Source organism: Tardiphaga sp., assembly GCF_041424195.1.
Lineage (GTDB): Bacteria > Pseudomonadota > Alphaproteobacteria > Rhizobiales > Xanthobacteraceae > Tardiphaga.
Window position 1 is genome coordinate 1 of the sequence record NZ_JBGMOE010000148.1, and the last position, 26,576, is coordinate 26,576.

Below are 26,576 nucleotides of genomic sequence, written 5' to 3' on the forward strand. Positions count from 1 at the left end.
ATGCATACCCTTGCGGAAGACCGCATCGGCATCAGGCCCAGGGGTGCATCGGGCACCCGGCGTTCCGCACGCCCTCTCGCAAGGGGGCGGGAAGGAATGCGCAAAACTCGGACGCGCAAGCGCCGCGAGAATGCGAGCGCTTGTTTTCAACTCACCGTAGCACCGGCCGTCAGCCCCGCTCAATTTAGGTAAGCACTGCTGCTTGTCATTGCGGAGGACGGACCTAAAAACTCCCCCGTGAAGATCATGGGCAGACGAGGATCAGAATGATCATCAAGCCCAGCACGTCATGGCACAGCCGCTCGCCCCTCAGCAGGTTGGCGCACGTCCTCGAACGGATCGGACTCGCTTTGCTCGGGGCTGCCTGCGGGTTGTTCGTTGCCGAGGCGAGTCGTTTCATCGACCTCATTGGTTCGGGTGAAGCCGTGCTCGCCATGATCATTTACGGAGCTGTCGGCTTCTATCTCGGCATCGATCTGCCCCAGATTCCTCCGGATTACCGCACGCGCCTGCCGCAATGGCGCGGGCTGGGCAACAGTGCGGATATGGTGGAGCTGCTCACTGCAGCCGGTACCTTCATAACGTCGGTGACGGCGATCACGTCAGTCTCCAGTATCATTCTGGGCGAAACAATGAGTGCCCGCACGGCAGGCATCATCTGCGTGAGCTGGGCAATCGGCGCCACCATGCAGATCGCCGCCGGTATCATCGCGCGAATAACGTTGGGCCGTGCCGTGAAAAAGGCGAAGCTCGCGCTCTTCTTCCGGTGAAAGGTCAGGACAATCTCGACTGACGGAGTTTGAACATGCCGCTCTATATGTATCAGGCTGCCTACACGCCGGAATCATGGGCCGCGCAAATGAAGAATCCGCAAAACCGCGTTGAATCTGTTGGACGGCAGACGACAGAGGTGGTCGGAGGACAATTGATCGGTGGTTGGTATTGCCTGGGCGAATATGACGTGATGCTGATCGCCGATGTGCCGGATATCGAGAGCATGGCGGCCATCGCCGTTGCGATCGCGGCCGGTGGCGCCATCAAGTCCAGCCAGACGACGGCATTGATGACCGGGGCAGAACTTGTGGCGGCCCTGAAGAAGTCGGGGGCCGTCATCAAGGGTTACAAGCCTGCCCGATAGACATCGGTGGCTTCAGTCACCGGCTATCGTCCCGGCGTCGCATTCACCAGAGCGAGGATCTCCGCGCCGTAATGTTCCAGCTTCTTGTCGCCGATCCCCGGGATTTCGCGAAGCTGGTCGAGCGTTGTGGGATGCGCGCTTGCGATGCCGTCGATGGTGGCGTCGTGCAGGACAACATAGGCCGGCACGTTGCGCTTGCGTGCGACCTCCGAGCGCCAGGCGCGCAGCACGCCGAGCAGATCAGGATTGGCATTGTCGCTGCGCGGTGCCGCGAGATCACCGCGGCGGGATTTGCTGCGCGGGGCACGGCCGGTGCCGCCGGTTTCCTCGCGGAACATCAGCTCGATCTCGCCCTTCAGCACACCGCGCGCTTCTTCGGTGAGCTTCAGCGCATTGAAGGCGTCCGCATCTGCATAGAGAAAGCCGCGCGCCACCAGTTGCCGCATCACCGCACGCCATTGCTTCTCGGTGAGCTCGCCGCCGATGCCGAAGACCGAGAGCTTGTCGTGGCCGAATTGCTTGACCTTATCGGTGAGGCGGCCGATCAGGACGTCCACCAGATGCATGGCACCGAATTTCTGCCCCGTGCGATAGGCGCAGGACAGCAGCTTCTGCGCGGCGACGCTGCCGTTCCAGACCTTGGGCGGCGTCAGGCAATTATCGCAATTGCCGCAGCGCGTGCCGGTGGCCTCTTCGCCGAAGTAACCCAGCAGCCGCGTGCGCCGGCAATCGACGGTCTCGGCGAGGCCGACCAGCGCATCGAGCTTGCCGATGGACACGCGCTTGAAGGTCTCGGAGCCGGTGGACTCGTCGATCATGCGGCGCTGCTGCACGATGTCGGACAGGCCATAGGCCATCCAGGCATTGGACGGCTTGCCGTCGCGGCCGGCGCGCCCGGTCTCCTGATAATAGGCCTCGATGCTCTTCGGCAGATCAAGATGGCAGACGAAACGCACGTCGGGCTTGTCGATGCCCATGCCGAAGGCGACGGTGGCGACGATCACCACACCGTCCTCATTGATGAAACGGTCCTGATTGGTCTCGCGCAGGCGCGCGTCGAGGCCGGCGTGATAGGGCAATGCGAGAATGCCGGCCTTGTTCAAGGCGGCTGCGGTGTCCTCGACCTTGGCGCGCGACAGGCAATAGACCACGCCGGCCTCGCCGGAATGCCGGTCGCTGATGAAAGCCTGCAATTGCTTCTGCGCGTTGGTCTTGTCGACGATTTCGTATTTGATGTTGGGCCTGTCGAAACTCGCCACGAAATTCGGGGCGTCGTCGAGACCCAGCCGCTGCACGATCTCCTGCCGGGTCAGATCGTCGGCGGTGGCCGTCAGCGCGATGCGCGGAACGTTCGGGAACCGTTCGGCGATGACCGAGAGGCCGATATATTCGGGCCGGAAGTCGTGGCCCCATTGCGCCACGCAATGCGCCTCATCGATGGCAAAGAGGGCGATCCGGGCACGGCCGAGCATTGCGAGGCAGCGCGGTGTGACCAGCCGCTCCGGCGCGACATAGAGAAGGTCGAGTTCGCCAGCGAGCAATTGCCGCTCGACCTCGTTGGCCTCGTCCCAGGAGAGCGTGGAATTCAGCACCGCCGCCTTGACGCCTGCTTCGAGGAGGCCAGCGACCTGGTCGCGCATCAGCGCGATCAAGGGCGACACGACGATACCGCAGCCCGGGCGCAGCAGGGATGGCAACTGATAACACAGGGACTTGCCGCCGCCGGTCGGCATCAGCACCAGGCAATTGCCGCCATCGGTCACGTGGCGAACAATATCTTCCTGCGCACCGCGAAACCCCGGCAGGCCGAACACCGAATGCAGCACGGACAATGCGTCCGAGGTCTGGAACGCGTCTGGCTGATTTTTCGATTGACGCGAGGCGCCGGCGGGAACGGACATGGCGCAGGTCTATTCCTGATTCGCCGGTCGCGTATATCCTGGGGGATGCGTCGCTCCCTGGGAAATGGGCATTTCGCGGGGAATGTGTCATTCCCTGACATCGCGACGTTTCGCCTTGATCGCGCCGCTTTACCCCTGTCGATGAACCGGTCTAAGACAGGACAGCGCGAGCGCGCCGGCGTCGCTGCAATCGGGCAAAAAGAAAAGCCGTATGCCATTCATTTTGCGAATCTTTTCATGGCTTCTGAACCGTCGCCGCGGACCCAGGATACGTTGGCTGGCGGCCAATGAGAATGCCGCGCGAAAAGCGCGCCGGAAATTCAGGAAGGGGCCGAAATCGGCGATCCTGTCCCATGTCATCGCGCATAGGCCGCCCGTGACGCTGGTGGGGCGGCTGCCCGCGGTCGAAATCTGGAACCTGTCCGATCCGAAGCGTGTTGCGCTGTTATATCTGCAGCATGGCCGCCGGTTGCGGCTGCCGGCGCCAAAGGCGCTGATGGACGATGCGGTGAAGCGGGCCCGCGCCGCGGAATAGAGCAGCTCTCGTTTGCCGGACTGCGGACACCCTTGACGCACGTTCCCTGAGCGGGGAAGGTTCGCGCGTTTCCACGTTCCAGCAATGAAAGACTTCTGCATGATCAAGCGTCTCGGTCCCGGCAAGCGTCTCAGCCAGGCTTCCATCCATGGCAACACCGTCTATCTCGCCGGTCAGGTTCCCGATGAATATAGCGGCGACGTCAAGACGCAGACCAAGCAGGTGCTCGACAAGATCGACGCGCTCCTCAAGGAAGCCGGCACCGACAAGAACAACATCCTCAGCGCCACCGTCTGGCTGCCGAATATCAACGATCGCGATGCCATGAACACGATCTGGGATGCGTGGGTGCCCGAGGTCGGTCCGGCACGCGCCTGCGTCGAGTCGAAGCTCGCCGACCCCGCCATCAAGGTCGAGATCGCCGTCATCGCAGCGATTCCGTAAGCGATGTCACCCGTTGCCATTGCGGTCGCCCCCAACGGCGGCCGCAAGGTCAAGGCCGACCATCCCGCCGTGCCGCTGACGCCGGCGGAGCTGGCGGTGGCGGCCGCGCATTGCTGTGAGGCAGGTGCGGCCATGATCCATGCTCATGTCCGCAATCCCGACGGCAGTCACCTGCTCGATGCGGCGGCCTATCGGGACGCCATCGCGGCCATCCGCAGCGCAGTCGGCGACAGGCTCGTGATCCAGATCACCTCCGAGGCGCTCGGCAAATACACGCCGGCGCAGCAGCGCGCCGTGGTGCAGGCGGTGAAGCCGGAAGCGGCGTCGCTCGCGCTGCGCGAACTGGTGCCCGATGCCGGCGAGGAGCAGGCCTTCGCCGATCTGCTCGGCTGGATGAAGCGCGAGCGCGTGACGCCGCAGATCATTCTCTACGATGCGCAGGATGCCATCAGGCTGGCCGAGTTTCGCAAGCGCGGGCTGGTGCCGTTCGAGAAACTGCCAGTGCTGTTCGTGCTCGGCCGTTATACGGCGGGGCAGACATCAAGCCCGGCCGATCTGTTGCCGTTCGTGGATGGTGCTGCGCCAAAATTCGAGCACTGGAGCGTCTGCGCCTTCGGTGCGCAGGAGACCGCCTGCGTCACCGCCGCCGCATTGCTCGGCGGCCATATCCGCGTCGGCTTCGAGAACAACGAGTTGCTGCCGGATGGCAGCCGCGCCAAGGGCAATCAGGATCTGGTTGCCGCCGCGCGACGCGCGATCGAGGCGGTTGGATTGAAGCACGCCACGGCGGATGAGCTGCGCGCCGCGACGGCGGAGTAATCCACGCGCCGCGCATTCTTGCCTCTCCCCGCGCAGTGCAGGGAGAGGGAGCGTACTGCCGGCGCCAGGATGGCTTATTCGAACGACTACTTCCTCAAACCACCACTCACTCAAACCACGGCCATTCCGCGCCGCCATCATGGGTGACGGCGCCGCCCGGTGCCTGGCCCACGAGCCTGGCATATTTCGCCAGCGCACCGGCGCGGTGACGCGGCGGGCGCTGGGTCCATGCGGCCTTGCGCGCCGCAAACTCCGCCTCACTGATCATCAAATCCAACCGCTTCGCCGGGGCATCGATGCGGATCGGATCACCATCGCGCACCAGCGCGAGTGGACCGCCGATATAGGCTTCCGGCGAGACATAGCCGATACACATGCCGCGCGTTGCGCCGGAGAAGCGGCCGTCGGTGATCAGCGCGACCTTCTCGCCCATGCCCTGGCCGTAGATGAGCGCGGTGACTCCGAGCATCTCGCGCATACCGGGGCCGCCGACCGGACCCTCGTTGCGGATGATCAGCACGTCGCCTTCCTTGTAGCTGCGATCCTTCACGGCGGCGACGCAGCTCTCTTCATCCTCGAACACGCGCGCCGTGCCTTCGAACACCGTCTTCTTCAGGCCGGCGACCTTGATCACTGCGCCATCGGGCGACAGATTGCCCTTCAGCACCGCGACGCCGCCATCCGGCTGGATCGGCTTCGCTGAACTGTAGATGATCTCGCCATCGGCCTTGTTGGCGTTGCCGTATTCTTCCGCGATGGTTCGGCCGGTGATGGTGATGCAGGAACCATCGATATGGCCGCTCTCGACCAGTGCACGAATGACGACCGCCGTGCCGCCGATGTCATGGACATCCTTGGCGACATATTTGCCACCGGGCCGCAGGTTGCCGATCAGCGGCGTGCGGGCGAACACCTCACCGACATCGTCGATGGTGAATTTGATACCGGCCTCATTGGCGATGGCCGGCAGATGAAGTGCGGCATTGGTCGAGCCGCCGGTGGCAGCGACGATGGCGGCGCCGTTCTCCAGCGATTTGCGCGTAACGATGTCGCGCGGCAGCGGGCCATTGTTGCGCAGCATGTCCATCACCAGACGTCCGGCGCGCCGGGCGAATTGCGCGCGCTCCGCATAGACGCCGGGGATCATCGAGACATTGGGCATGGTGATGCCCAGCGCTTCGGAGACCATCGCCATGGTATTGGCGGTGAACTGGCCGGCACAGGCGCCGATGGTCGGCAGACACGCGCGTTCGATGGCGTCCAGCTCCTGCTTGTCGATATCGCCGGTCATGAAGGCGCCGACTGCCTCATAGGAGTCCAGCGCGGTCAGCGTCTTGCCTTTGTGCAATCCGGGCAGCGAGCTGCCGCCATAGATGAAGATCGACGGTACGTTGCAGCGGACCATGCCCATGATCACGCCGGGCAGTGTCTTGTCGCAGCCGCCGAAGCCGATCAGCGCATCGTAAGCGAGGCCGTGCATCACGGCCTCGATGGAATCGGCAATGATCTCGCGCGAGAGCAGCGAGAACTTCATGCCCTCGTGGTTCATGCTGATGGCGTCGGAGACGGAGATGGTCGAGAATTCGCGCGGCGTGCCGCCGGCTTCGGAAATGCCGGTCTTGGCGGCGTCGACCTGAAAGTCGTGGGTCATGTTGCAGGGCGTCTGCTCGCCCTTCATCGATACGACGCCGATCATCGGCCTCGCGATCGCCTCGTCATCAAGGCCCATGGCGCGCATGAAGGCGCGGTGCGGGGCACGGTCCAGGCCGTCGGTGGTCACGCGGGATCGCAATTTCTTCATCACTCGTATCTTTCGGTTTCTTGGTCTTGTCGTCGAATGCATTGAGGCCACGCCGCGGGGGCGTGGCCTCAGGACATCATATAACGAGATGCCGCGTTTTGCCTTACTGGATCGGCGCCACGATGGTCGGGTGCTTGAACTGCATCACGTCCATCTTCGGCAGCATGCCGGCCTCCTGGTAGATGTCGAGCATCTTCTGCATTGCCGGGAAGTTCGGCGCAGCACCGGGATCCCTGGCGAAGTCGTTGTCCTTCAGCAGATAGGTCTCGAGCACCGGGATCGGTGCCTTCATGACTTCGTTGACGACCTTCAGCGTCTCTTCGCGGTTGGCGAGCGCCTTTTTCATGCCAAGGGTGATGTCGGCGACATAGGCCTTGGCGATTTCCGGGTTCTTGTCGACGAAATCGGCGCGGCAAGCTTCGAGGATATGCACGATGTTCGGCATCGCCTCGTTCAGCGAGAACAGCTTGCGCGTGCCGCCCTTGGCTTCCATGCGCGCGGCGAAAGGCTGGTTCATGTTGATCGCATCGACGCGGCCCTGACGCAGGGCATCCTCGGAAGCGGCGAAGCCGATCTCGATCAGCTTGACGTCCTTCTCGGGGTCGACGCCTGCACCCTTCAGCAGCATCTTGAACGGCCCATAGGTGCCGCCGCCGATGACGGAGATGCCGATATTCTTGCCCTTGAGATCGGCGATGGTCTTGATCGGCGAGTCGTCCTTCACGGCCCAATAGACCGAGAAGCTGCCGGGTTTTTCCGACACGTGCTGCGCCACGATATAGGCCTTGAGGTTGCCGCCGGTGACGCCGTTGGCCAGCGACAGTACGCCCTGGGTGGCGCAGTCCAGCGCGCCGGCGGCGAGCGCCTGCGTCATCGGCGAGGTGCCCTGAAACTGGGTCCATTCGATATTGTAGGTCTTGCCGAGATTGGTGAATTCGGTCGGGCGCTTCATCATCCAGTATTTGGATTCTTCGGCCGGAATGGTCCAGCCGACCCTGATGGTCGGAATCGTCTGCGCCTGCGCTGCGCCCGACAGGGCCCCCGCCGCGAGAGCTGCCGCCATCAGCCACTTCGAAGAACCCAGCTTCATGCCCGCTCGCTCCGTTTGAGATGGCCAAACATGGCCATGAATGAATGATGGCCGAACTCGCCACCTGGCAAGCCCCGTTGTTTTGAAGCCTTTCATGCTTCAAATATTCTGGCAAGCGAGGTCCGTGCCCAACATTCATTCGTGCTGTGGCGCAACATTTGGCAGGCCCGCTGGCGCTGATATCGTCGTTGCTGCGGCTGCGGACGCGGCGTAGATAGCTCGCAGATGCGAGCAGCGTGGCTCGGCAGCAGAAGGACAGCGACGTCAAAATGGCGGAAGCAGCAGGCGATAAAGAGAAGCTTGGTTACCTCGGCCTCGGCCTGATGGGACTGCCGATGACCAAACGGTTGCTGGGTGCCGGTTACGATGTGGCTGTGTGGAATCGCTCGCCGGGCAAGGTGAATGCTCTGCTAGAGGTCGGCGCGAAAGCAGCCGCCAGTCCACTTGATGTCGTCGCGCATGCCAGCATCATCTTCATGTGCCTCACCGATGCATCGGCCGTAGAGGAAGTTGTGTTCGGCGGCAACGGCCTGTCCGGTGCCGACGGCAACGGCAAGCTGGTCGTCGATTTCTCCTCGATCCATCCGGACAAGGCCAGGTCCATCGCAGCGCGGCTGAAGGCCGCGAATGGGATGGGCTGGATCGATGCGCCGGTGTCCGGCGGCACCAAGGGCGCTGAGGAAGCCACGCTGGCGATCATGGCCGGCGGCGACGCTGCCGATGTCGAGCGCGTGCGTCCCTATATTCTGGCGATGGCGCGCAACTTCACGCATATGGGGCCGACCGGCGCCGGGCAGATGACCAAGCTCTGCAACCAGGTGATTGTGGGTTGCGCCATGGCCGTTCTGGCAGAAGCGACGCGACTTGCCGTGAATGCCGGCATTGACGCCAAACGCCTGCCGGAAGCGCTCGCGGGCGGCTTTGCGGATTCGATCCCGTTGCAGCTGTTCGTGCCGCGCATGGCGCAAGGCATTCACTCGCCGCCGCTGGGCCACATCCACACGATGCTGAAGGATCTCGATACGGTGGTCGATGTGGCACAGGACACATCGACGCCGGTACCGATGGCCGCGCTCGCGGCGCAGATTTTCCGCATGGGCAAGGCGGTGCGCGGTGCCGATGCCGATGCGCTGGAGATCTACAAGCTGTCGGCGCCCAAAGAGTGAAGATCAAGGAATGAAGGTTCTGGTGATTGGCGCGGCCGGCATGATCGGCCGCAAGCTCTGCGAGCGTCTGCTGAGGGACGGTCATGTCGGCGGTGGGGAAATCGGCGATCTGGCGATGGCCGATGCGGTCCCCAGCGATCTGGCCGGCGCGCGCAGCATCATGGTCGATCTTGCAAAACCGGATGCGCCCGCAGCACTGCTGGCGTCAAAGCCCGATCTGATCTTCCATCTTGCTGCGGTCGTCTCCGGCGAAGCCGAGCAGAATTTCGACAAAGGCTACGCGGTCAATCTCGACGGCACGCGCAATCTGTTCGAGGCGATCCGCGCGATGGGGGACGGTTATCGCCCTCGCATTGTCTATACCTCGTCAATCGCGACCTTCGGCGCGCCCTATAACGGTCCTATCGTCGACGATTTCTTTCACACGCCGCTGTCGAGCTACGGGACGCAGAAGGCAATTTGCGAATTGCTGCTGGCGGACTATACGCGCCGGGGTTTCTTCGACGGCATCGGAATTCGCCTGCCGAACATCTGCGTGCGGCCTGGTAAACCCAATGCTGCCGCCTCGGGTTTTTTCTCTAATATCATCCGCGAGCCGCTTGCCGGGCGCGAGGCCGTGCTGCCGGTAACCGACGACGTCGGGCAGACACATGCCAGTCCGCGCGCGACGACGGAATTCCTGCTTCATGGTGCGACGCTCGACAGCGCCCAGCTCGGCGCGCGCCGCACCGTGATGATGCCCGGCGTGCGGGCATCGGTCGCCGACATGATCGCGGCGCTACGCCGCGTCGGAGGTGACAGTGTTGTGACACGCATCAAGCATGTGCCAGATCCCGCCACTATGGCGATGGTTGCGGGATGGCCCACGATGTTCGATACCAAACGTGCACTGGCGCTGGGTTTCCAGCCGGAACCGGATTTCGATTCCATCATTCATGCTCATATCGAGGATGACCTCGATGGCGTCTTTGTGCGTTAGCGGTTAAGGACAATCATGGCGCGCGATATCATCATGGCGGCGGGAGGCATTGTCGTACAGCGGGGTGAGACGCCGCTATTTGCCGTGGTGTGCCTGCGCAAACGTGGCGACTGGGTTTTGCCGAAAGGCAAACTCGACAATGGCGAGACGCCGCGCGATGCGGCCGAGCGGGAGGTGCTGGAAGAGACCGGCCACGTCGCGTCGGTGCATGATTTTCTTGGTACACTGGCCTATCCACTCGGCGAACGGACCAAGGTTGTGCATTTCTGGCATATGGAGGCCGCGCCCGCGCCATCACGCAAGCTGATGAAGGACATCAGTGAAGTCGCGTGGCTGCCATTTGATGCCGCTCTGGCGCGGCTGACGCGCAGCCATGAATATGCGTTCCTCGCGCAGGTCGGGCCCATGGCGCTGGCCGCAGCAAGCACGGCGCCGGTCGTCGATGGTGAGCCGGTGCGGCCGGTTGCCGCCGGGCCTGTCAGCGTGCGGCGTGACACGGGATTCTTCGCGAAGATCAGGAACTGGCTGAACGGGTAAGTTCTCTCGTTGCAGCGATGGCTGAAGCGACAGGCTCAGTGCATGTTGGTTGCGTCGTCGAAGCGCAGCACATTGCCGAACGGGTCGCTGATCTTCGGGGCCGTATCGGTCGGATCAGGGCGCGCAAAGCGGGCCTGCTTGTCGTTGAGTTCCTTCGCGAAGGACGCAATATTGCTGCCGCGGATATAGACAACGCTGCCCGGTGTGCCATCGCCATAGTGTTCGCTGAGATGCAGCTTCAGGCCGCCGCGCGACACCTGCATATAGAGCGGGAAGTCTGGTCCGTAGCGATGTTCCCAGTCGATCGCAAAGCCGAGGAAGTCGACATAGAACTCCTTCGCCTTGGCGATGTCATAGATGCGCAGCACCGGGATTGCCGGTTCGAAGGCGACGTCGGTCATCGTTGTCTCCCGCTTGTAACGTGCGGGAGATTATCGCAGCGAATCCGTCATTAACTAGATCGTGCGCCTACGCCCCGCGCATGATCACGCCGTACCAGCCGAGACCTTTGTAAGTCTCATAGCCTGGCGTGGCGTGGAAGGCGACGAGGCCTCCCGAACGGTCGTGATAGAAGCCGCTGCGGCGGCCGTTCAGAGCCAGCGCGATGCGTTCGGTGAGCAGACCCTGTCCGTCCGACGAGGCGATCACCCGCAGGTTCGAATCCACCAGCAGCACGCGGGTCTTGTCGTCGTCGACGCGCACGCCTTCGACGATGGCGCGCGCCTGGGCTTCCCAGTCGAAATGAATCGCGAGCACGCCGATGGCGCGACCATTGGCCTTGCCGCCCTCGCGCACGCTGGCGCAATAGGTCGCGACCTGCGCATTGTCCAGGAGCGGCTGACGCTCGACGTCGCCCGCGGTGTAATCGTCGCCGGAGCGCAGTGTACTGGCATCGCGAAACCAGGCGGTGCCGGCGATGTTCTGGCCCCGTACATTGAAACGGTCACCACGGCCGCTGGCGACGACATTGCCGTTGAGATCGCAGAGCCACAAATCGAGATAGACGGTATAGGCACCGAGAATCACTGCGAGGCGCTCCGATACATGCGCGATGGTGGCATCGCTCGGCGCGGCCGCGCAGTCGACGACGGCGGAGTCGGTCGCCCACCAGCGCACGTCGCAGGTGCGTTCATAGAGATTGCGGTCGATCAGCTCGATGGCATTGAGAGACAGGTCGATCATGCGTTCGCCGCGCGAGCGTTCGGTCATCTTCTCGATCGACGCCATCAGGCTGCCGGTGCGCGCGGTGAGCTGGGATTCCAGATCGCGCGCGATGGTCTCGACCTGCTGGCCGACATTGCGCACTTCCTGCGCCACCACAGCGAAGCCGGCGCCCTGCACACCGGCGCGCGAGCTTTCGATCAGCGCGTTGAGCGCCAGCATCTTCATCTGGTTGGTGATGTGCTGGATCGACCTGGTCTTCTCGCAGGCGATCTCGTTGACCTCGGCGGTCAAGCGCCCGATCAGTGCAGAGATATCGGAGCTGTCGTCGGTCACATCAGTCGCATTGGCATGCGCAGAAGTGTTGCTGCGGTTCATTGCCAAGACCATTGTTGCATCCCCGTTGACAGCAACCAGTTACCTCTCGGTTATCGCCCGGTCATGGTTAATCCGAGCTTAATTTTCCGTGCTGCGGGTTGCGGGAACCGTGCACGAATAAGCGGCAGGAACGCGCAACAGGCAGTGTCTCATTGCGTCTGATCGCGCGTGGACCACGTTCACACGAAGGTCGGCGCCACCGACCGCACAAATTAGGGCGTCATTAGTGATGCTTACGCACATGCTCCCGATTGTTGTGCCGAACAACGCGATATCAACCAGACTCGGGCAGGCTCAGGGTTTCATAGGCTGAGCCATTGTGATGAGCGTTCTCGAAGACCTGACCGGTGCGACCACATCGGAAATATCCGACGAACTGATCTTTCTGATCGCCTCGGCCTCCAGCCCCGAGCAGCGCAAATATGCGGCTGACCTGTTTCGCTATTTCGCCAAACAGCTCGAATTCGAGTCCTATCGGCGCGGGCAGCAGAGCATGGCCGTTCCACAACTTCCGTCGCCGGCCATGATCATCGATGCGACGCCCGAACAGGACGAGGCGCCGGCGATCCAGCCGTCTGACGATCCTTGTGAGGACCTGTACGTCAGCCTGATCCCGCCGGTGCGCTGGCAGGATTGACGGCGGCGCGACAGTTTTACGTCAGATCCGTTGCTTCCTAACGATTGGCTTAACCATTCGCAGGCCAAATAGTCGCGAGTGATTCGAGCGTTGCAATCGTGAAGAGTGGGCGTCCCAGTGAGTGTAGTTATTCCCTTCCCCATGCGTGCGGTGGCCCCCCAGGCCGATGAGTGCGAAATCGATCTGCTGAGCGCCGTCGATCTGGCAATCCGCGATCTCCGTGAAATCTCCCAGACCGCCAATGACATCGCGCAGGCACGTGCGCGTGAATGCCTGGCCATGCTGGAAAGCGCCTATCACGGCGCCCTGCAGGCTGACGCATTCTGATTCAGAGAAGAGAAAATCAGCGATGCTGTTTCTGGTGATCTCGAATCCACGCGCGGATCGTCCGTCCGACATGGCGGCAAGCCGGCAAAGCTTCTGGCCGTGGATGGCGGGGTATCAGGCGTCGGGCATCTGCCAGCACATCTATCCCCGCGTCGGCCGCGGCGTGGTCGTGGTGTTCAAGGTTGACAGCAATGATGTGCTGCATCGCATCCTGAATGAATGGGCCGATATCATTCCGGCGCAGTTCGAGGTCTATCCGCTGGTCGATCGCGATGCGACGGCGAAGCTGCTGGCATCGCAGGTCGCGGCTTCAAAATAAGGTCGCAGCTACAGTTCCCGACCCGTCATTTCGTGCCGAATCCATCGCCTGACGCCATGGACTTGGCAAATCCGCGTCGCTATATGCGTCGTCTCTCCCTTACCAGTATCGGGTACTTTCCATGACGACCACTGATACCGCTGCACCCGTTTCCCAGCCGTTCCAGGCCGAAGTCGCCGAATTGCTGAACCTGATGGTTCACTCAGTCTATTCCGAAACCGACATCTTCCTGCGCGAGCTGGTCTCCAATGCGTCGGATGCCTGCGACAAGCTGCGCTACGAGGCGATCGCGAACCCGTCGCTGATCCCCGACGGCCAGTCGCCCAACATCACGATCGTTCCGGACAAATCAGCCAATACCCTGTCGATCGTCGATACCGGCATCGGCATGGATCGCCAGGAGCTGATCGACAATCTGGGCACCATCGCGCGTTCCGGCACCAAGTCGTTCCTGTCGCGCCTCACCGAAGCCAAGGATGGCTCGAACCTGATCGGCCAGTTCGGCGTCGGCTTCTATGCGGCCTTCATGGTGGCCGAGAAGATCGTCGTCACCAGCCGTCGCGCCGGTACCCACGATGCCTTCACCTGGACCTCCACCGGCGGCGCCGGTTTCGAGATTAGCCAGGTCGCTGACGGCATGAGCGTGCCGACTGGCACGTCGATCGTGCTGCATCTAAAGGACGACGCGAAGAAGTATCTCGAAACCTACGAGATCGAGCGCATCGTGTCAGCCTATTCGGACAACATCCAGTTTCCGATCATGCTCAAGGACGGCGATGCCGAGCCGCGCCAGATCAATTCGGCGAGCGCGCTGTGGCAGCGCTCCAAGTCGGAACTGAAGCCGGAAGACTACAGCGCGGCCTACAAGTCCATTGCGCATGCCTATGACGAACCGGCGATGACGCTGCATTACCGCGCCGAGGGGCGCTATTCCTATGCGGTGCTGCTGTTCGCGCCGTCGCAGAAGCCGTTCGATCTGTTCGAGCCGAACCGCAAGGGCCATGTGAAGCTCTATGTCCGTCGCGTGTTCATCACCAATGATGCGGATCTGCTGCCGTCCTATCTGCGCTTCATCCGCGGCGTGATCGATGCCGAGGATCTGCCGCTGAACCTGTCGCGTGAGATGCTGCAGAACAATCCGCAGCTGACGCAGATCAGGAAGGCCGTGGCCACCCGCGTGATCGGCGAGCTGGAGACGCTCAGCGAGAAGGACGCCGAGACCTTCGCCAAGATCTGGGACGCTTTTGGCCCGGTGATCAAGGAAGGCATCTACGAAGACTTCGAGCGCCGCGAGAAACTGCTGGCGCTGTCGCGTTTCACCACGACATCAGGCGAGAAGCGCTCCCTGAAGGACTATGTCGCGGACCTGAAGCCGAACCAGACCGAGATCTATTACCTCGCCGGCGACAGCCTCGATCGTCTGAAGTCGAATCCGAAGCTGGAGGCCGCCAAGTCACGGGGCATCGAGGTGCTGCTGCTGACCGACGCTGTCGACGCGTTCTGGTCGTCGGCACCGCTGGATTTCGACGGCAAGCCGCTGAAGTCGCTGAGCCAGGGCGAGGTCAATCTCGACCTGATCCCGCGCATTGATGAAGACGCGACCAAGGACGAGCCGAAGACCGAGACCGACGAGGCGGCGACCATCGCCGTCATCAAGGAAGCGCTCGGCGAGCGCGTCTCCGACGTGAAGGCCTCGACCCGCCTGACCAGCTCGGCGTCGTGTCTGGTTGCCGGCGGCGCCGGCCCGGACCGCGAGCTGGAGCGCATGCTGGCGATGCAGAACAGAGGCTCCGTGACCAAGCCGATCCTCGAGATCAATCTGCGCCATCCGCTGGTGGCGAAAATTGCGGGCGCCGACAAGGCGGCTGGCGGCGAGGCGTCGGATATCGCGTTGCTCCTGCTCGAGCAGGCGCAGATTCTCGACGGCGAATTGCCGGAAGATTCTGCGGCCTTTGCAAACCGTCTCAACCGGCTGGTGCTGCGCGGGCTGTGATCGCTGACCATTCACGGCGCGGGGCATTGGTCCCCGCGCTTTTGATGCCAAGGAATTCCACCATGAGCACCGTCTTCGAAAAACTCATTGCGAAATACGCCGAACGCGGCGATTTCGAGCGCCTGCAGGGTTATCGGGACGATCGTCTGGCCATCCTGAAGAGCATTCAGGATGGGACATACGAGAAGATGCACCTGATCTCCGACACCGATCCTGTCTCGATGGTCGCGGAGATCGAGCGGGAACTCGCCTGTATCGACGCCGCGCTGAAAAAGCGCATGCAATGACCGCGCGCGTGCGTTGCAGCAATCGTCGTTGGGCGTGGTCTTGAACTAACGCAAAGCTGATCTGCACATTTCGGCTAAGTCGAAAGATTATCTGGTTCGTCCCGAGCTTCTCACATAGCGTGCGCCCAAATTGAAAATCTGGGAGGCATTGATGAAATTCGGACTGTTGTCGACGGCTGCTGTGTGCGGTCTTCTTTTTGCAACATCGGCTTCGGCGCAAGGCGTCAAGATCGGCATTCTCAACGATCAGTCCGGCGTCTATGCCGATTACGGCGGCAAATATTCGGTCGAAGCCGCGAAGATGGCAATCGAGGATTTCGGCGGCGAAGTGCTCGGCAAGAAGATCGAACTGGTCACCGCCGATCACCAGAACAAGCCCGATCTCGCCGTCTCCATCGCGCGGCGCTGGTACGACGTCGAAGGCGTCGACATGATCACCGAACTCACCACCTCGTCGGTAGCGCTGGCGGTGCAGGAACTGTCGAATCAGGAAAAGAAGATCGACATCGTCGTGGGCGCGGCCTCGTCGCGCGTCACCGGCGATGCCTGCACGCCCTATGGCTTCCACTGGTCGTTCGATACGCGTGCCTTGGGCGTCGGCACCGGCGGCGCGCTGACCGAAGCCGGTGGTGATACATGGTTCTTCCTCACGGCGGACTATGCCTTCGGCTATTCGCTGGAGAAAGACACCGGTGACATCGTGAAGTCCAAGGGCGGCAAGGTGCTCGGCGCCGTTCGCCATCCGCTGAACTCCTCTGACTTCTCGTCGTTCCTGCTGCAGGCTCAGGCTTCCAAGGCCAAGGTCATCGGCCTTGCCAATGCCGGCCTCGACACCACCAACGCCGTGAAGCAGGCGGCTGAATTCGGAATTGTCGCCGGCGGCCAGAAGCTCGCGGGCCTCCTGCTGACGCTGGCCGAAGTCAACGGCCTCGGCCTGCAGGCGGCGCAAGGCCTGGTGTTGACGGAATCGTTCTACTGGGATCGCGACGACAAATCGCGTGAGTTTGCCGATCGCTTCTTCAAGCGCACGCAGCGCATGCCGAACATGATCCAGGCCGGTACCTATTCATCGACGCTGTCCTACCTCAAGGCGGTGAAGGCAGCCGGCACAAAGGATTCCGACGCGGTCGCCAAGAAGCTCAAGGAACTTCCGGTTGACGACGCCTTCGCCCAGGGCGGCAAGGTGCTTGCCAATGGCCGCATGGTGAAGGACCTCTATCTGTTCGAGGTCAAGAAGCCGTCGGAATCGAAGAAGCCGTGGGACTACTACAAGCAGCTCGCCGTGGTGCCCGGCGACAAGGCCTATCCGACCGCAGCCGAGAGCGGCTGTCCGCTGACGAAGTAAAATCGAAGCGCTGATCTTCCTTAACCTCTCCCCGCATCGCGGGGAGAGGTCGGGGCCGGCGCGAAGCGACGGCTCCGGGTGAGGGGCGAGGTATGGCGGAAAATACAAGCTCTTATTCGCGGGTCGGATGGTGCGATCCGAGGGTGTGGCAAGTGGGGCAAGCTCAATGCCATGCCCCTCACCCGAAATACTCGCTCCGCTCGCATTTCGACCTCTCCCCGCGCAGAGCGGGGAGAGGTTAAGAAGATAACCCCCTAATACCCCGTCATTTCCAGATAGCCTGTACCGCTGTGGCTGCCGGTGAAGCTCACCGGTCCTTCCCAATAGGGGAAACTCGTCGCCATCCAGCTCTTGGAATTCAACGGCGAGGTTGCGATCTGTAACCCGCGTGATGCGATCGATACCTTCCATGATGTCGGGATCCTGCGGCCGGCGATCTCCGTCATGACTGTCGGCGCCATATCTATCGCGCCTGGGGCAAGCTGTTCGGATTTTCCATCGGTGATCCAGTTGCCGGCAAAATAATGCGCGCCGTCCTTCTGCCTCAGACGAAACAGCATCAATTTCTCGTTTTCTGGCAGATGCAGCGAGAACCAGTCCCAGCCGGTCTGGTCCGAAGCCAGCGGCTGGCTGGAATATTCCCTGTCCATCCAGGCGCGGCCGGTGACGGCGATCTCCTTGCCGTCGACAATGAGTGCACCACGCGCAGTGAAATAAGGCTGGCTGTAATAATATGAGGCCTGACCGCGTTCGGACTTCCGGCTGTAGCCGTTGTCGCCTTGCAGTACGAGCGGCTGCAGTGCATCGAGACGGAGCCGGTAGCTGAATTCCGCCGACGATGCGGATAGGTCGAGCGGCGCAACCGACATGTCGTCGAAGTTCTCGAGCCCGCGCATCTCCCACGCATCGATCCATGCGCGGAACGGCGCCGCGGTCACGCCGGCTTGTCCGACTCCGCCGCGGGCAAAGGTTTCGGCCGCATGATGCGTTGTTGCCGATGTCACCGCCGCATGGCCCATCCAGATCTGCGGCGTTGCCCAGCCATCGCCTTGCGCGCCGGAGGCCATCGCCTGACGAAACAGCGTCCACTGCGCACCATAGGCATTGCCGGAGGCGTCAGTGAGATTGGCGGTGAGGTACCACCATTCGATGCGGTAGTCCGGGTGCGGGCCGTGATCTGCGGGGAACGTGAGCGCGCGGCCTGGCAGGACAGCCGTAAAGCCTTCGGCATCGCGGCCGAGACCTGCAAAGCCCTGTGCGAGCACGCGCGAACCGCCGAGGCCGAGCAGCGCGGCGGCACCGATGAGGCTACGACGCGTGAGGCGACTACCGCTCATTGGCGAATACCTTCACCAGAGTGGCCGGCTGCATGCGCAGCAGTTTCAGGATCGGGAGCAGGGCTGCGAGCAATGAGGCCAGCATGGCGACGCCGAGCAACTGGACCAGCTGCAGCGGAAAGACATGGAACGGCAGCCGCCAGCCGAAGGCCTTCACATTGACGATGGCGATGAGGCACCACGCCACCAGCAGGCCGAGCGGCAGCGCAAGCAGTGAGGTGATCAAGGCGACCGACAGCGTCTTCAGCAACTCGATGCCGGCGAGACGGCGGCGTGTGATGCCGATGGCCCAGAGCGGCGCCAGTTGGGGCAGGCGCGAATTGCTCAGCGTGAGCAGGCTGGTGAGCAAGGCGACGCCGGCGACGCCGAGCGTGAAGGCGTTGAGCGCGGCGGTCACCGCGAATGTACGGTTGAAGATCGCCAATGATTCCGTTTTCACCGTCGTCTGATCGGCGAGGTTGCGGCCATCGAGACCGAAGCGTGCGCGAATGGCCGTGATCAGCGCCGGGACATTAGCGGGCGCGACGCGCAGGCCCATGCGGGTCTGCGAAATGTCAGGGAAATGTTTGACCAGCGCATCGATGTTGACGCCGATCTGGCCTTTCGGATTGCCGTAATCCGCATACACGGCAACGACGTCGAGCGGCCAGTTGCCGGTCGGCGTCGGCACGTCCAGACGATCGCCGGGTTTGAGCTTCATGCGCAGCGCGAGTTGTTCGCTGATGAGCGCGCCGTCGCCGCTGCGCACGCGATCCCATGCATCGCTGGTGGAATCCAGCAGCGGCCATTGATCGCGATAGGTGGCGTGATCGGCGAAGCCGAGAAGCTCGATTGGCGCGCCGTTGAACTGTATGTCGGTGCGGCTGCCGGGCAGAACTGCCTGCACGTCGGGGCGGGTCTTCAGCCAGGTCTTGATCTCGATCGCCTGTGCTTCGCTCGCGGCGTTCAGATAGATCTCCGACGCCAGCCGTCCGTCGAGCCATCCCGTAAAGGTCCGGCTGAAACTCTCGACCATGGTACCAACGCCGACATTGACGGCGAGCGCCAGCAGCAATGCCATCAGCGCCAGCGACAGGCCGGAGAGTTGCAGCCGGCTGTCGGCCCAGAACCATGTGACGAGGGGGCGTCGCGTGCTGCGTTCGCCGCCGGCAAGAACGATGCCGAGGATCACCGGCAATGCGAGTGCTGCGCCGAGCAGCAGTGCCGCCAGCACGAAGAAGCCCGCGATCAGGGAATCACCAAGCCACAGCGCAAGTCCTGCAGCGAGGAATACGAGCAACGCGCCCGTGCCTTGCAGCCGTAGCCAGCGATGCTGTGCCTGTTGCCAGGCATAGGGCTGCGCGGTGGCGAGCAAGGGGAGGCGGACAGCTTTCAGCAGGCTCGATGTCGCGGCCAGCAGCGCGCCGATGATGGAAATCGCAAGACCGGCGAACCACCATTCGGGCTTCAGTGTCAGTTGCCCCGGGATTTGCGCGCCATAGAGTCCGCGCAGGCTGGCGGCGACATCGGGCAGCAGCGATGCGGCGATGAAGTAGCCGCAGACGAGGCCGATGACGCCGGCAATCAGAGCGATGCTGACAAGTTCCAGCACCAGTACGCTGTTGAGCTGCCGCGCCGAGACGCCGCAAGCCCGCAAGGTGCGCAGCATCGGCAGCCGCTGCTCGAAGCCAAGGCCGATGGCGGAGTTGACGATGAACAGGCCGACGAAGAAGGACAGCAGGCCGAAGGCGGTGAGATTGAGATGGAAACTGTCGGTGAGACGTTCGAGGTCGGTCTCGGCATCCGGCTGCACCAGCCGCAACCGATCGCGGGCGACGCTCTCAAGCGACGCGCGGGGGCCCTTGGCGCTGCCGATCAGCAGACGCGAGATCTGATCCGGCATCTTCAGCAGTTTCTGGGCGATGCCGATATCGACGACCAGCACGCCGGGTGCGAGCTGCGGCTGCAGCTTCAATGGCGGCAGTAGCGCTCCGTCATTGAGCGCAGGCGTCGCACCCTCAGTAAGGCCGAGGCTGGCCAGTGTTTCCGGTGCGATCAGGGCTTGTCCGGGCGGTGTGAGAAAGGCCTGTGCGCCGGTCCTGCCGGTCTCCGCCGCGGCGCTGGCTTCTACGGGCATGGTCACCGGCTCGATGCCGAGCAGGCGCACCGAGCGGCCGGCGATTTGCACACGACCTTCGACCACGGGCGAGACCGGCCAGCCGGCGCGGCGCAGATCGACGAAGAGTTGTTGCGCAAACGCGCTGCCATTGCCGGCCACCAGCATCGGCGTGCGCGTGCCGCCGAAAGCGGCGGCGGCGCGATCATAGCTGGTGCGGGCCTGCTGGTTGAGCGCCTGCACGCCGCTCCACAATGCGGTGGCGGCGATCAGGCCGATCAGGAGCGTCGCGAACTGCATCGGATGCCGGCGCCAGTGGCTGAGCAGCACCGCGAGAATCCAGAGCGCGCGTCTCACGCGATCAGTCCGGCATGAAGATGGACGTGGCGATCCAGCGTGGCGGCGAGGCGCTCGCTATGGGTCACCATCAGGAAGCCGCAGCCTGTGCGTGCCACCAGATCGCGCGCCAGTTTCAACACCTCATCGGCCGTGTCTTCGTCGAGATTGCCGGTGGGCTCATCGGCCAGCAGCAGTAGCGGTTTCGAAGCCAGCGCGCGGCCGATGGCGACGCGCTGCTGCTGGCCGCCGGAAAGCTGCTCGGGATAGCGTCTGAGCAATGCGCCGAGGCCGAGCCGTTCAGTGAGTTCGTTCTGCCAGGCCGCGTCATGCTTGCCGGAGATACGCGACTGAAACGCCAGATTGTCGGCGACCGACAGCGAGGGGATCAGGTTGAATTGCTGGAACACGAGGCCGAGGCGATCGCGGCGCAAGGCGGCGCGGGCGGAATCGTTGAGACCGGTGACGATGATGTCGCCGAGCTGGATCGCGCCGCCGTCGACCTCATCGAGGCCGGCGATCAGATGCAGCAGCGTGCTCTTGCCGCTGCCGGATTCGCCGGTCAGCGCCACGCTCTCGCCAGCGGCAACCGTGAGATCGACGCCGCGCAGCACGGCGACCTGTTCCTGGGCTGAACGATAGGATTTGGTGAGATGGCGAACCGTGAGCATGCGGCGCCATCATAACAGAAGCATAGCGCCTGCGCGATGACGCCGGCGTTACCGCTTGCGTTCCGATACCAGCGCCAGCAGTACCGTTGCCGCCATGAAGCAGGCGGAGGCGCCGAAAACCCAATGCGGCAGCGCATGGTCCATGAACCAGCCGAAGAGAATAGGGCTGATGATGCCGCCGAAATTGAAGCCGGTGGAAACGATGCCGAAGGCACGGCCGGCAGCGCCGGGAGGGGCGGCCTCGCGGACCAGCATGTCGCGTGATGGCGTCAGCACGCCGCCGAGGAAGCCTGCGATAGTCATGGCGGCGACGATCACCGGCGTCGGCAGTGTGAACACTGCGATGGCGCAGATGATGGCGGCGTTGATGGTGAAGCACACCGCGGCGACCCGGCTGTGATGCCGGGTGCGGTCGGCCAGCCAGCCGCCGGCGAGCACGCCGATGGCGCTGGCAGCGAGGAAAGCGGTGAGTGCGATATTCGCCGATGACAGCGACGTGCCGTAGCCGTTCATCAGTGCGACGATGCCGAAGCTGTTGATGCCGTTCTGCGACAGCGACAGCAACGTGAAGAACAGCGTCAGCATCAGGATCGCCGGGGTCATCATGCTGACCTTCGGCGACTCGGAGCCCTTGGCATCATCGCCATCCGCCATCGCGCCGGCATCGGGAATGCCGACCACCATCAGCATCAGTGCGATGGCCACGCCGATGGCGCCGGCGACGATCAGCGCGCCCTGGCCGCCGATGCCGACCAGCAACGCAGCCATCAGCGGCGGTGCGACCGCGCCGCCGACAAAGCCGGCAAAGGTATGGATCGAGAAGGCGCGGCCCATCTTCGACTCGTCCATATGGGCGGCGAGGATGGCGTAGTCAGCCGGATGATAGACGCTATTGGCAAGGCCGAGCAGCGCGGCGCAGACAATCAGCGCAGGATAGCTCAGCAACAGGCCGAGCGCGATCAGCGCGCAGCCGCCGAGCATGACGCCGAGGATCAGGATCTTGCGCGCGCCGATACGGTCGACGAGATAGCCGATCGGGGCCTGGGTGAGGCCGGAGACGACGGCAAAGGTAGTCAGCGCGAAGCCGAGCTCGATATAGCCGACGCCGAGCCGGTCCTTCAGGAACGGGAACAGCATCGGCAGCACGAAGATGTGGAAGTGGCTGACCCAATGCGCGGTGGAAATTGCCGCCAGCGTCCGCGTCGCCGAAGGGGCGTGGTCTCGCGATGCGAGATGCGAGGTCGAGGCCGGAATATCGACCATATGCGTTTCCACCCAAGGCGGCTGATGGCCGCTTTTTGCAGCCTCGAAAAGATGCGCTATGCCTACGTTCGCAGCAGGTTAATGTCCATGAGCGCTGCGACATGCAGGTGTTGCGGCCCGTGCAGGGCGGCACCGGCCCAGGCGACCGTGACCTGAAAATGCGACATGATTGAGCAGCATGACGAGCCGCCCGATTTTTAAGCCGCTGCGGATTTTGCTGTCGGAAGGCACCAGCACCTCCGCGCGGGAGGCTGTCACCGTGCTCGGCCTCGCCGGCCATGTGGTGGATGTCTGCGACCCCGCCGCTGCCGGGCTGGCGCGGTTCTCGGGATTTGTCCGCACATATCACCGCTGCCCGGGGATGCGGGACGACCCATTGGGCTTCCTGTGCTTTATCGAGGATCTGTTGGCGACAGGTGACTACGACGTGCTGCTGCCGATCCACGAACAGGGCTTTCTGTTCGCGAAAGTGCAGGAGCGGTTGAAGACGCGCACGGGCCTCGCGCTGCCGACCTTCGATAGCTACCGCAGGGCGCATAGCAAGGCTGGCTTCAGCCGCGTATTGAGCGAGCTGGGATTGCCGCAGCCGGAGACGCGGATCGTCGCCAGTGTTGATGCATTGCGCGCTTCTGTCCGCTTTCCCTGCGTCATCAAGACGGCGATCGGCACTGCCAGCCGCGGCGTCTGGAAGGTGCGTGACGACGCTGACCTTGCTCTGGCCGTGAGAGAGGTCGAGGCTGGCAACGGCTTTGTCGGCGAGGTGCTGGTGCAAGCATGTGTCACCGGCGCAACCGAGAAGGCTCAGGGTGTGTTCTGCCGCGGCGAACTCGTCGGCTTTCACGCCTATCGCCAGATCATGGAGGGGGCCGGCGGCGGTGATGCCCTCAAGCGCAGCGTGCGACGCGACCGCGTGCGCGACGACCTCGCGGCCATCGGCCGGCATCTCGCCTGGCACGGCGCTCTATCCGTTGACTTCATCATGTCCGGCGACGGCAGCGGACCATTCTATATCGACTGCAATCCGCGGCTGGTGGAGCCGATGGCGGCTTATCTGGCCGGCGTCGATCTGGTCGCCCTGTTGCTGCGTGTTTCGCTAGGCGAGACCCCGGAGGTCGCGCCGGCAAGGTGCGAGGGCGTCGTCACGCATCAGGCCATGCAGGTGCTGCTTGGCAGCGCGCAGCGCGGCGGCGACAGGCGCGTTCTGCTGCGCATCTGCCGCGATATCTGGTGCCGGCGTGGCGACTACGCCGGCAGTACCGAAGAGCTCACGCCGATTCGCATGGACTGGTTCGGCGCAGTGCCGCTGGTGATGACTGCGCTGTTGCTGCTGGCGTCGCCAAAGCTGTCGCATGTACTGGCGAAACGCGGCTGGGGCGCGCATCTGCTCGATGCCAAAACGGTTGCGACGATCGAAAGCGAGGCGTTCTAACATTCACAATCGCAGGGATTGATGTGTATCAATGTACGTCATGCCCATCCGGCTATCCCAAGGTGCCCCGCAACTCCGCGCGGCCAATAGAAACCCGGGATGCGCATGACAAAGCTGATGGCTGCATCGTCGTTCGCGGTGCCTTGTGCAAATGCAGCCGCGCAGCCGGGCGGCTTCCTGTCCCACCTTGGCCCGGCCGATCTGCGCCAGTTGTTGGCGCTGGGCGAGCGGGTGCCTTACGCCGCACAGGATGTCCTGTTCACGCAGACAGCCCCGGCCGGCAAATGCTTCAGCGTGGTCGAGGGTGTGGTCGGCATCTACAGGACCGAATGCGATAATCGCCGCCAGATCATAAGTTTTGCGCTGCCGGGCGACATCCTCGAGATCGCGACACAGGGGCATCATGAAGTGTCCGCCGCCGCAATCGGCCCTGCAGTGGTGTGGGAAATTCCGCGTGAGAAGTTCGCGCAATTCGCCAGTCATCGGCCCTATGTGCTGAACGAGATCATCGCCCTGATGGCGGCCGAGATTGCCGAGGCGCATGACAGAATGTTCTCGCTGGGCCGCCGCGCGGCGGAAGAGAAACTCCTCGTGTTTCTGACATATTGGCGCAATCGGCTGGTGCAGCTCGGCCGCGATGTCGATCCGCTGCCGGTGCCGATGAGCCGGCGGGATATTGCCGACTATCTCGGCCTCACCGTCGAGACGGTCTGCCGGACGCTGGCCAAGCTCGAACGCCGAGGTGCGATCGAAATTCTGCCGGGCAGAGTCCGGTTGTTGGACACCGAATTCGCCCTGGCTTCCGCTTTTGCCTAACCCAGAGCGCTTGCGACGGGCCATCTCCCTGCAACTTTGATTTCGATCAATTCACCGAGCGCACCGCCGTGATTGATGGACGCGTGTTCGGGGAAGAATCATCATGACGAAACAGATTGACAGCGTGAAGTGGATGACGATCGGTGAGGCCGGTCTGGCCTTGATCTTCGCGGCCATCGTGTTTCTCTCCATCATCGCAGCGGCCAAGGCGGAAGATACGGCCTTTGCCTTCCACGTGACGCTGGCCGGCTTCGCCAGCCTGGCTTCCGTGTTCGTCATCCTCAATCGCTATTTCGAGCGCGGCGAGCTGCCACCGCAGGAAATTAACGGGCGGCCGAATTACAATTTCGGGCCGATCAAGTTCGCCACTGCGGCCTCGGTGTTCTGGGGCATCGCCGGCTTCACCGTGGGCCTCCTGATCGCCATGCAACTTGCCTGGCCGGATCTGAATTTCAACCTGCCCTGGACCAGCTTTGGCCGGTTGCGGCCGCTGCACACCTCGGCAGTCATTTTCGCCTTTGGCGGCAACGTGCTGATCGCCACCTCGTTCTTTGTGGTGCAGAAGACCTGCCGCACCCGTCTCGCCGGCGATCTCGCGCCGTGGTTCGTCGTGCTCGGCTACAACTTTTTCATCGTGATCGCCGGCACCGGCTATCTGCTCGGTGTCACGCAATCCAAGGAATATGCCGAACCGGAATGGTATGCCGATCTCTGGCTGACCGTCGTCTGGGTGACTTATCTGCTGGTGTTCCTGATGACGCTGGTGAAGCGCAAGGAACCGCATATCTTCGTCGCCAACTGGTTCTATCTCGCCTTCATCATCACCATTGCGGTGCTGCATCTCGGCAATAACCCGGCGCTGCCCGTCTCGATCTTTGGCTCCAAGTCATACGTCGCCTGGGCCGGCGTGCAGGATGCCATGTTCCAGTGGTGGTATGGCCATAACGCGGTGGGCTTCTTTCTCACCGCGGGCTTCCTCGCCATCATGTATTACTTCATCCCGAAGCGAGCGGAGCGGCCGGTCTATTCCTATCGCCTGTCCATCGTGCACTTCTGGGCGATCATCTTTCTCTATATCTGGGCCGGCCCGCATCACCTGCACTATTCGGCACTGCCCGACTGGACGCAGACGCTGGGCATGACCTTCTCGATCATGCTGTGGATGCCCTCCTGGGGCGGCATGATCAATGGCCTCATGACGCTATCCGGCGCATGGGACAAGCTGCGTACCGATCCGGTGCTCCGCATGCTGGTGGTGTCGGTGGCGTTTTACGGCATGGCGACCTTCGAAGGCCCGCTGATGTCCATCAAGGTGGTCAATTCGCTCAGCCATTACACCGACTGGACCATCGGCCACGTGCATTCCGGTGCGCTCGGCTGGGTCGGCTTCGTGTCCTTTGGCGCGCTCTACTGTCTCGTGCCGTGGCTGTGGAATCGCAAGCAGCTCTACAGCCTCAAGCTGGTGGAGTGGCACTTCTGGATCGCGACGCTGGGCATCGTTCTGTACATCTCGGCGATGTGGGTGTCGGGCATCCTTCAGGGACTGATGTGGCGCGCTTACACGTCGCTGGGCTTCCTGGAATATTCCTTCATCGAAAGCGTCGAGGCGATGCACCCGTTTTATATCATCCGCGCAGCGGGCGGCGGGCTGTTCCTGATCGGGGCGCTGATCATGGCCTGGAATTTGTGGATGACCGTGCGCGTTGGCGAGGCGGAAGAGGGCGCGCTATCGAGCCCCGGCGCCACGTTGCAGCCCGCTGAGTGAGGATCAA

At 62.8% G+C, this 26,576-nt stretch carries 26 protein-coding genes; 17 read left to right on the forward strand and 9 right to left on the reverse strand.

All coding sequences use genetic code 11. From position 1 onward, the window contains the following. Positions 1-371: 371 nt before the first annotated feature. Together ACEK02_RS19415 and ACEK02_RS19420 are read left to right on the forward strand one after the other, a co-directional pair. Positions 372-770 (forward strand): hypothetical protein, encoded by a 399-nt coding sequence (locus tag ACEK02_RS19415; protein ID WP_371423206.1) that lies wholly within the window; start codon positions 372-374, stop codon positions 768-770. Between the two features lie 35 nt (positions 771-805). After that, positions 806-1,138, forward strand: coding sequence for a GYD domain-containing protein (locus ACEK02_RS19420; RefSeq protein WP_371423207.1), 333 nt, complete (start codon positions 806-808; stop codon positions 1,136-1,138). Between the two features lie 23 nt (positions 1,139-1,161). On the opposite strand, the gene recQ is transcribed toward ACEK02_RS19420, so the two are convergent. Beyond that, complete coding sequence (gene recQ, locus ACEK02_RS19425; RefSeq protein WP_371423208.1) at positions 1,162-3,039, reverse strand: DNA helicase RecQ; 1,878 nt, start codon at positions 3,037-3,039, stop codon at positions 1,162-1,164. 211 nt (positions 3,040-3,250) lie between these two features. Here recQ and ACEK02_RS19430 point away from each other — a divergent pair, with 211 nt between their 5' ends. The 3 genes from ACEK02_RS19430 to ACEK02_RS19440 all read left to right on the forward strand — a co-directional run bounded on the left by ACEK02_RS19430 (position 3,251) and on the right by ACEK02_RS19440 (position 4,837). Continuing rightward, positions 3,251-3,574 carry a hypothetical protein gene (locus ACEK02_RS19430; RefSeq protein WP_371423209.1) on the forward strand — a complete coding sequence of 108 codons (324 nt, stop codon included), beginning with the start codon at positions 3,251-3,253 and terminating at the stop codon, positions 3,572-3,574. 99 nt (positions 3,575-3,673) lie between these two features. Beyond that, positions 3,674-4,018, forward strand: a complete 345-nt coding sequence (locus tag ACEK02_RS19435) for a RidA family protein (protein WP_371423210.1) — start codon at positions 3,674-3,676, stop codon at positions 4,016-4,018. 3 nt (positions 4,019-4,021) lie between these two features. After that, positions 4,022-4,837, forward strand: coding sequence for a 3-keto-5-aminohexanoate cleavage protein (locus tag ACEK02_RS19440; protein ID WP_371423211.1), 816 nt, complete (start codon positions 4,022-4,024; stop codon positions 4,835-4,837). A gap of 106 nt (positions 4,838-4,943) precedes the next feature. On the opposite strand, the gene ilvD is transcribed toward ACEK02_RS19440, so the two are convergent. Next, on the reverse strand, positions 4,944-6,638 hold the full coding sequence (gene ilvD, locus ACEK02_RS19445; RefSeq protein ID WP_371423212.1) for a dihydroxy-acid dehydratase: 1,695 nt from the start codon (positions 6,636-6,638) through the stop codon (positions 4,944-4,946). A 103-nt stretch (positions 6,639-6,741) separates the two neighbouring features. Beyond that, on the reverse strand, positions 6,742-7,728 hold the full coding sequence (locus ACEK02_RS19450; RefSeq protein ID WP_371423213.1) for an ABC transporter substrate-binding protein: 987 nt from the start codon (positions 7,726-7,728) through the stop codon (positions 6,742-6,744). Positions 7,729-7,997: 269 nt separating this feature from the next. On the opposite strand from ACEK02_RS19450, the gene ACEK02_RS19455 reads away from it, so the two are divergent. From ACEK02_RS19455 to ACEK02_RS19465, 3 genes are read left to right on the forward strand one after another with little or no spacing between them, the layout of a single operon-like run. Continuing rightward, on the forward strand, positions 7,998-8,894 hold the full coding sequence (locus ACEK02_RS19455; protein WP_371423214.1) for an NAD(P)-dependent oxidoreductase: 897 nt from the start codon (positions 7,998-8,000) through the stop codon (positions 8,892-8,894). Between the two features lie 10 nt (positions 8,895-8,904). Next, the gene (gene denD, locus ACEK02_RS19460) at positions 8,905-9,873 is read left to right on the forward strand and encodes a D-erythronate dehydrogenase (RefSeq protein WP_371423215.1); all 969 of its coding nucleotides are present in this window, start codon (positions 8,905-8,907) and stop codon (positions 9,871-9,873) included. 15 nt (positions 9,874-9,888) lie between these two features. Continuing rightward, on the forward strand, positions 9,889-10,410 hold the full coding sequence (locus tag ACEK02_RS19465) for an NUDIX hydrolase (RefSeq protein ID WP_371423216.1): 522 nt from the start codon (positions 9,889-9,891) through the stop codon (positions 10,408-10,410). 35 nt (positions 10,411-10,445) lie between these two features. On the opposite strand, the gene ACEK02_RS19470 is transcribed toward ACEK02_RS19465, so the two are convergent. After that, positions 10,446-10,811, reverse strand: a complete 366-nt coding sequence (locus ACEK02_RS19470; protein WP_371423217.1) for a glyoxalase superfamily protein — start codon at positions 10,809-10,811, stop codon at positions 10,446-10,448. 67 nt (positions 10,812-10,878) lie between these two features. After that, positions 10,879-11,949, reverse strand: a complete 1,071-nt coding sequence (locus tag ACEK02_RS19475) for a methyl-accepting chemotaxis protein (RefSeq protein WP_371423256.1) — start codon at positions 11,947-11,949, stop codon at positions 10,879-10,881. Between the two features lie 322 nt (positions 11,950-12,271). Between ACEK02_RS19475 and ACEK02_RS19480 the strand changes: the two genes are divergently transcribed. The 6 genes from ACEK02_RS19480 (at position 12,272) to ACEK02_RS19505 (ending at position 16,857) form a co-directional block, all read left to right on the forward strand. Beyond that, positions 12,272-12,586, forward strand: coding sequence for a hypothetical protein (locus tag ACEK02_RS19480; protein WP_371423218.1), 315 nt, complete (start codon positions 12,272-12,274; stop codon positions 12,584-12,586). A 117-nt stretch (positions 12,587-12,703) separates the two neighbouring features. After that, entirely contained in the window at positions 12,704-12,913 is a 210-nt protein-coding gene (locus ACEK02_RS19485) for a hypothetical protein (protein ID WP_371423219.1), read from the forward strand. Positions 12,914-12,935: 22 nt separating this feature from the next. Beyond that, positions 12,936-13,232: a DUF3303 family protein gene (locus ACEK02_RS19490; RefSeq protein ID WP_371423220.1), complete on the forward strand. Its 297-nt coding sequence runs from the start codon at positions 12,936-12,938 to the stop codon at positions 13,230-13,232. Between the two features lie 121 nt (positions 13,233-13,353). Beyond that, a complete protein-coding gene (htpG, locus tag ACEK02_RS19495; RefSeq protein ID WP_371423221.1) occupies positions 13,354-15,225 on the forward strand; it encodes a molecular chaperone HtpG in 1,872 nt (623 codons plus the stop codon). Between the two features lie 62 nt (positions 15,226-15,287). Beyond that, on the forward strand, positions 15,288-15,512 hold the full coding sequence (locus ACEK02_RS19500; RefSeq protein WP_089267813.1) for a hypothetical protein: 225 nt from the start codon (positions 15,288-15,290) through the stop codon (positions 15,510-15,512). Positions 15,513-15,663: 151 nt separating this feature from the next. After that, positions 15,664-16,857: an ABC transporter substrate-binding protein gene (locus ACEK02_RS19505; protein WP_371423222.1), complete on the forward strand. Its 1,194-nt coding sequence runs from the start codon at positions 15,664-15,666 to the stop codon at positions 16,855-16,857. A gap of 254 nt (positions 16,858-17,111) precedes the next feature. On the opposite strand, the gene ACEK02_RS19510 is transcribed toward ACEK02_RS19505, so the two are convergent. Genes ACEK02_RS19510 through ACEK02_RS19525 form a run of 4 tightly spaced genes read right to left on the reverse strand, consistent with a single transcriptional unit; the run spans position 17,112 to position 22,559 of the window. Beyond that, complete coding sequence (locus ACEK02_RS19510; RefSeq protein ID WP_371423223.1) at positions 17,112-18,194, reverse strand: lipocalin-like domain-containing protein; 1,083 nt, start codon at positions 18,192-18,194, stop codon at positions 17,112-17,114. Beyond that, a complete protein-coding gene (locus tag ACEK02_RS19515) occupies positions 18,184-20,646 on the reverse strand; it encodes an FtsX-like permease family protein (protein ID WP_371423224.1) in 2,463 nt (820 codons plus the stop codon). Before ACEK02_RS19515 ends, ACEK02_RS19510 begins: the two co-directional genes overlap by 11 nt. After that, a complete protein-coding gene (locus tag ACEK02_RS19520) occupies positions 20,643-21,296 on the reverse strand; it encodes an ABC transporter ATP-binding protein (protein WP_371423225.1) in 654 nt (217 codons plus the stop codon). Before ACEK02_RS19520 ends, ACEK02_RS19515 begins: the two co-directional genes overlap by 4 nt. A gap of 48 nt (positions 21,297-21,344) precedes the next feature. Further along, a complete protein-coding gene (locus ACEK02_RS19525) occupies positions 21,345-22,559 on the reverse strand; it encodes an MFS transporter (protein WP_371423226.1) in 1,215 nt (404 codons plus the stop codon). Positions 22,560-22,737: 178 nt separating this feature from the next. On the opposite strand from ACEK02_RS19525, the gene ACEK02_RS19530 reads away from it, so the two are divergent. From ACEK02_RS19530 to ccoN, 3 genes are all read left to right on the forward strand, one after another. After that, positions 22,738-23,988: a hypothetical protein gene (locus tag ACEK02_RS19530; protein WP_371423227.1), complete on the forward strand. Its 1,251-nt coding sequence runs from the start codon at positions 22,738-22,740 to the stop codon at positions 23,986-23,988. Between the two features lie 105 nt (positions 23,989-24,093). Then, the gene (locus ACEK02_RS19535) at positions 24,094-24,804 is read left to right on the forward strand and encodes a Crp/Fnr family transcriptional regulator (RefSeq protein WP_371423228.1); all 711 of its coding nucleotides are present in this window, start codon (positions 24,094-24,096) and stop codon (positions 24,802-24,804) included. Positions 24,805-24,937: 133 nt separating this feature from the next. Further along, positions 24,938-26,569, forward strand: coding sequence for a cytochrome-c oxidase, cbb3-type subunit I (ccoN, locus tag ACEK02_RS19540; RefSeq protein WP_371423257.1), 1,632 nt, complete (start codon positions 24,938-24,940; stop codon positions 26,567-26,569). Positions 26,570-26,576: the final 7 nt, after the last annotated feature.

Coding starts and splice junctions, on each gene's coding strand:
- ACEK02_RS19535 (WP_371423228.1), top strand. CDS start 24,094: ATGACAAAGCTGATGGCTGCATCGTCGTTCGCGGTGCCTTGTGCAAAT.
- ilvD (WP_371423212.1), bottom strand. CDS start 6,638: ATGAAGAAATTGCGATCCCGCGTGACCACCGACGGCCTGGACCGTGCC.
- ACEK02_RS19455 (WP_371423214.1), top strand. CDS start 7,998: ATGGCGGAAGCAGCAGGCGATAAAGAGAAGCTTGGTTACCTCGGCCTC.
- recQ (WP_371423208.1), bottom strand. CDS start 3,039: ATGTCCGTTCCCGCCGGCGCCTCGCGTCAATCGAAAAATCAGCCAGAC.
- ACEK02_RS19530 (WP_371423227.1), top strand. CDS start 22,738: ATGACGAGCCGCCCGATTTTTAAGCCGCTGCGGATTTTGCTGTCGGAA.
- denD (WP_371423215.1), top strand. CDS start 8,905: ATGAAGGTTCTGGTGATTGGCGCGGCCGGCATGATCGGCCGCAAGCTC.
- ACEK02_RS19420 (WP_371423207.1), top strand. CDS start 806: ATGCCGCTCTATATGTATCAGGCTGCCTACACGCCGGAATCATGGGCC.
- ACEK02_RS19475 (WP_371423256.1), bottom strand. CDS start 11,949: ATGAACCGCAGCAACACTTCTGCGCATGCCAATGCGACTGATGTGACC.
- ACEK02_RS19510 (WP_371423223.1), bottom strand. CDS start 18,194: ATGAGCGGTAGTCGCCTCACGCGTCGTAGCCTCATCGGTGCCGCCGCG.
- ACEK02_RS19435 (WP_371423210.1), top strand. CDS start 3,674: ATGATCAAGCGTCTCGGTCCCGGCAAGCGTCTCAGCCAGGCTTCCATC.
- ccoN (WP_371423257.1), top strand. CDS start 24,938: ATGACGATCGGTGAGGCCGGTCTGGCCTTGATCTTCGCGGCCATCGTG.
- htpG (WP_371423221.1), top strand. CDS start 13,354: ATGACGACCACTGATACCGCTGCACCCGTTTCCCAGCCGTTCCAGGCC.
- ACEK02_RS19470 (WP_371423217.1), bottom strand. CDS start 10,811: ATGACCGACGTCGCCTTCGAACCGGCAATCCCGGTGCTGCGCATCTAT.
- ACEK02_RS19520 (WP_371423225.1), bottom strand. CDS start 21,296: ATGCTCACGGTTCGCCATCTCACCAAATCCTATCGTTCAGCCCAGGAA.
- ACEK02_RS19430 (WP_371423209.1), top strand. CDS start 3,251: ATGCCATTCATTTTGCGAATCTTTTCATGGCTTCTGAACCGTCGCCGC.
- ACEK02_RS19450 (WP_371423213.1), bottom strand. CDS start 7,728: ATGAAGCTGGGTTCTTCGAAGTGGCTGATGGCGGCAGCTCTCGCGGCG.
- ACEK02_RS19525 (WP_371423226.1), bottom strand. CDS start 22,559: ATGGTCGATATTCCGGCCTCGACCTCGCATCTCGCATCGCGAGACCAC.
- ACEK02_RS19440 (WP_371423211.1), top strand. CDS start 4,022: ATGTCACCCGTTGCCATTGCGGTCGCCCCCAACGGCGGCCGCAAGGTC.
- ACEK02_RS19500 (WP_089267813.1), top strand. CDS start 15,288: ATGAGCACCGTCTTCGAAAAACTCATTGCGAAATACGCCGAACGCGGC.
- ACEK02_RS19465 (WP_371423216.1), top strand. CDS start 9,889: ATGGCGCGCGATATCATCATGGCGGCGGGAGGCATTGTCGTACAGCGG.
- ACEK02_RS19490 (WP_371423220.1), top strand. CDS start 12,936: ATGCTGTTTCTGGTGATCTCGAATCCACGCGCGGATCGTCCGTCCGAC.
- ACEK02_RS19505 (WP_371423222.1), top strand. CDS start 15,664: ATGAAATTCGGACTGTTGTCGACGGCTGCTGTGTGCGGTCTTCTTTTT.
- ACEK02_RS19480 (WP_371423218.1), top strand. CDS start 12,272: ATGAGCGTTCTCGAAGACCTGACCGGTGCGACCACATCGGAAATATCC.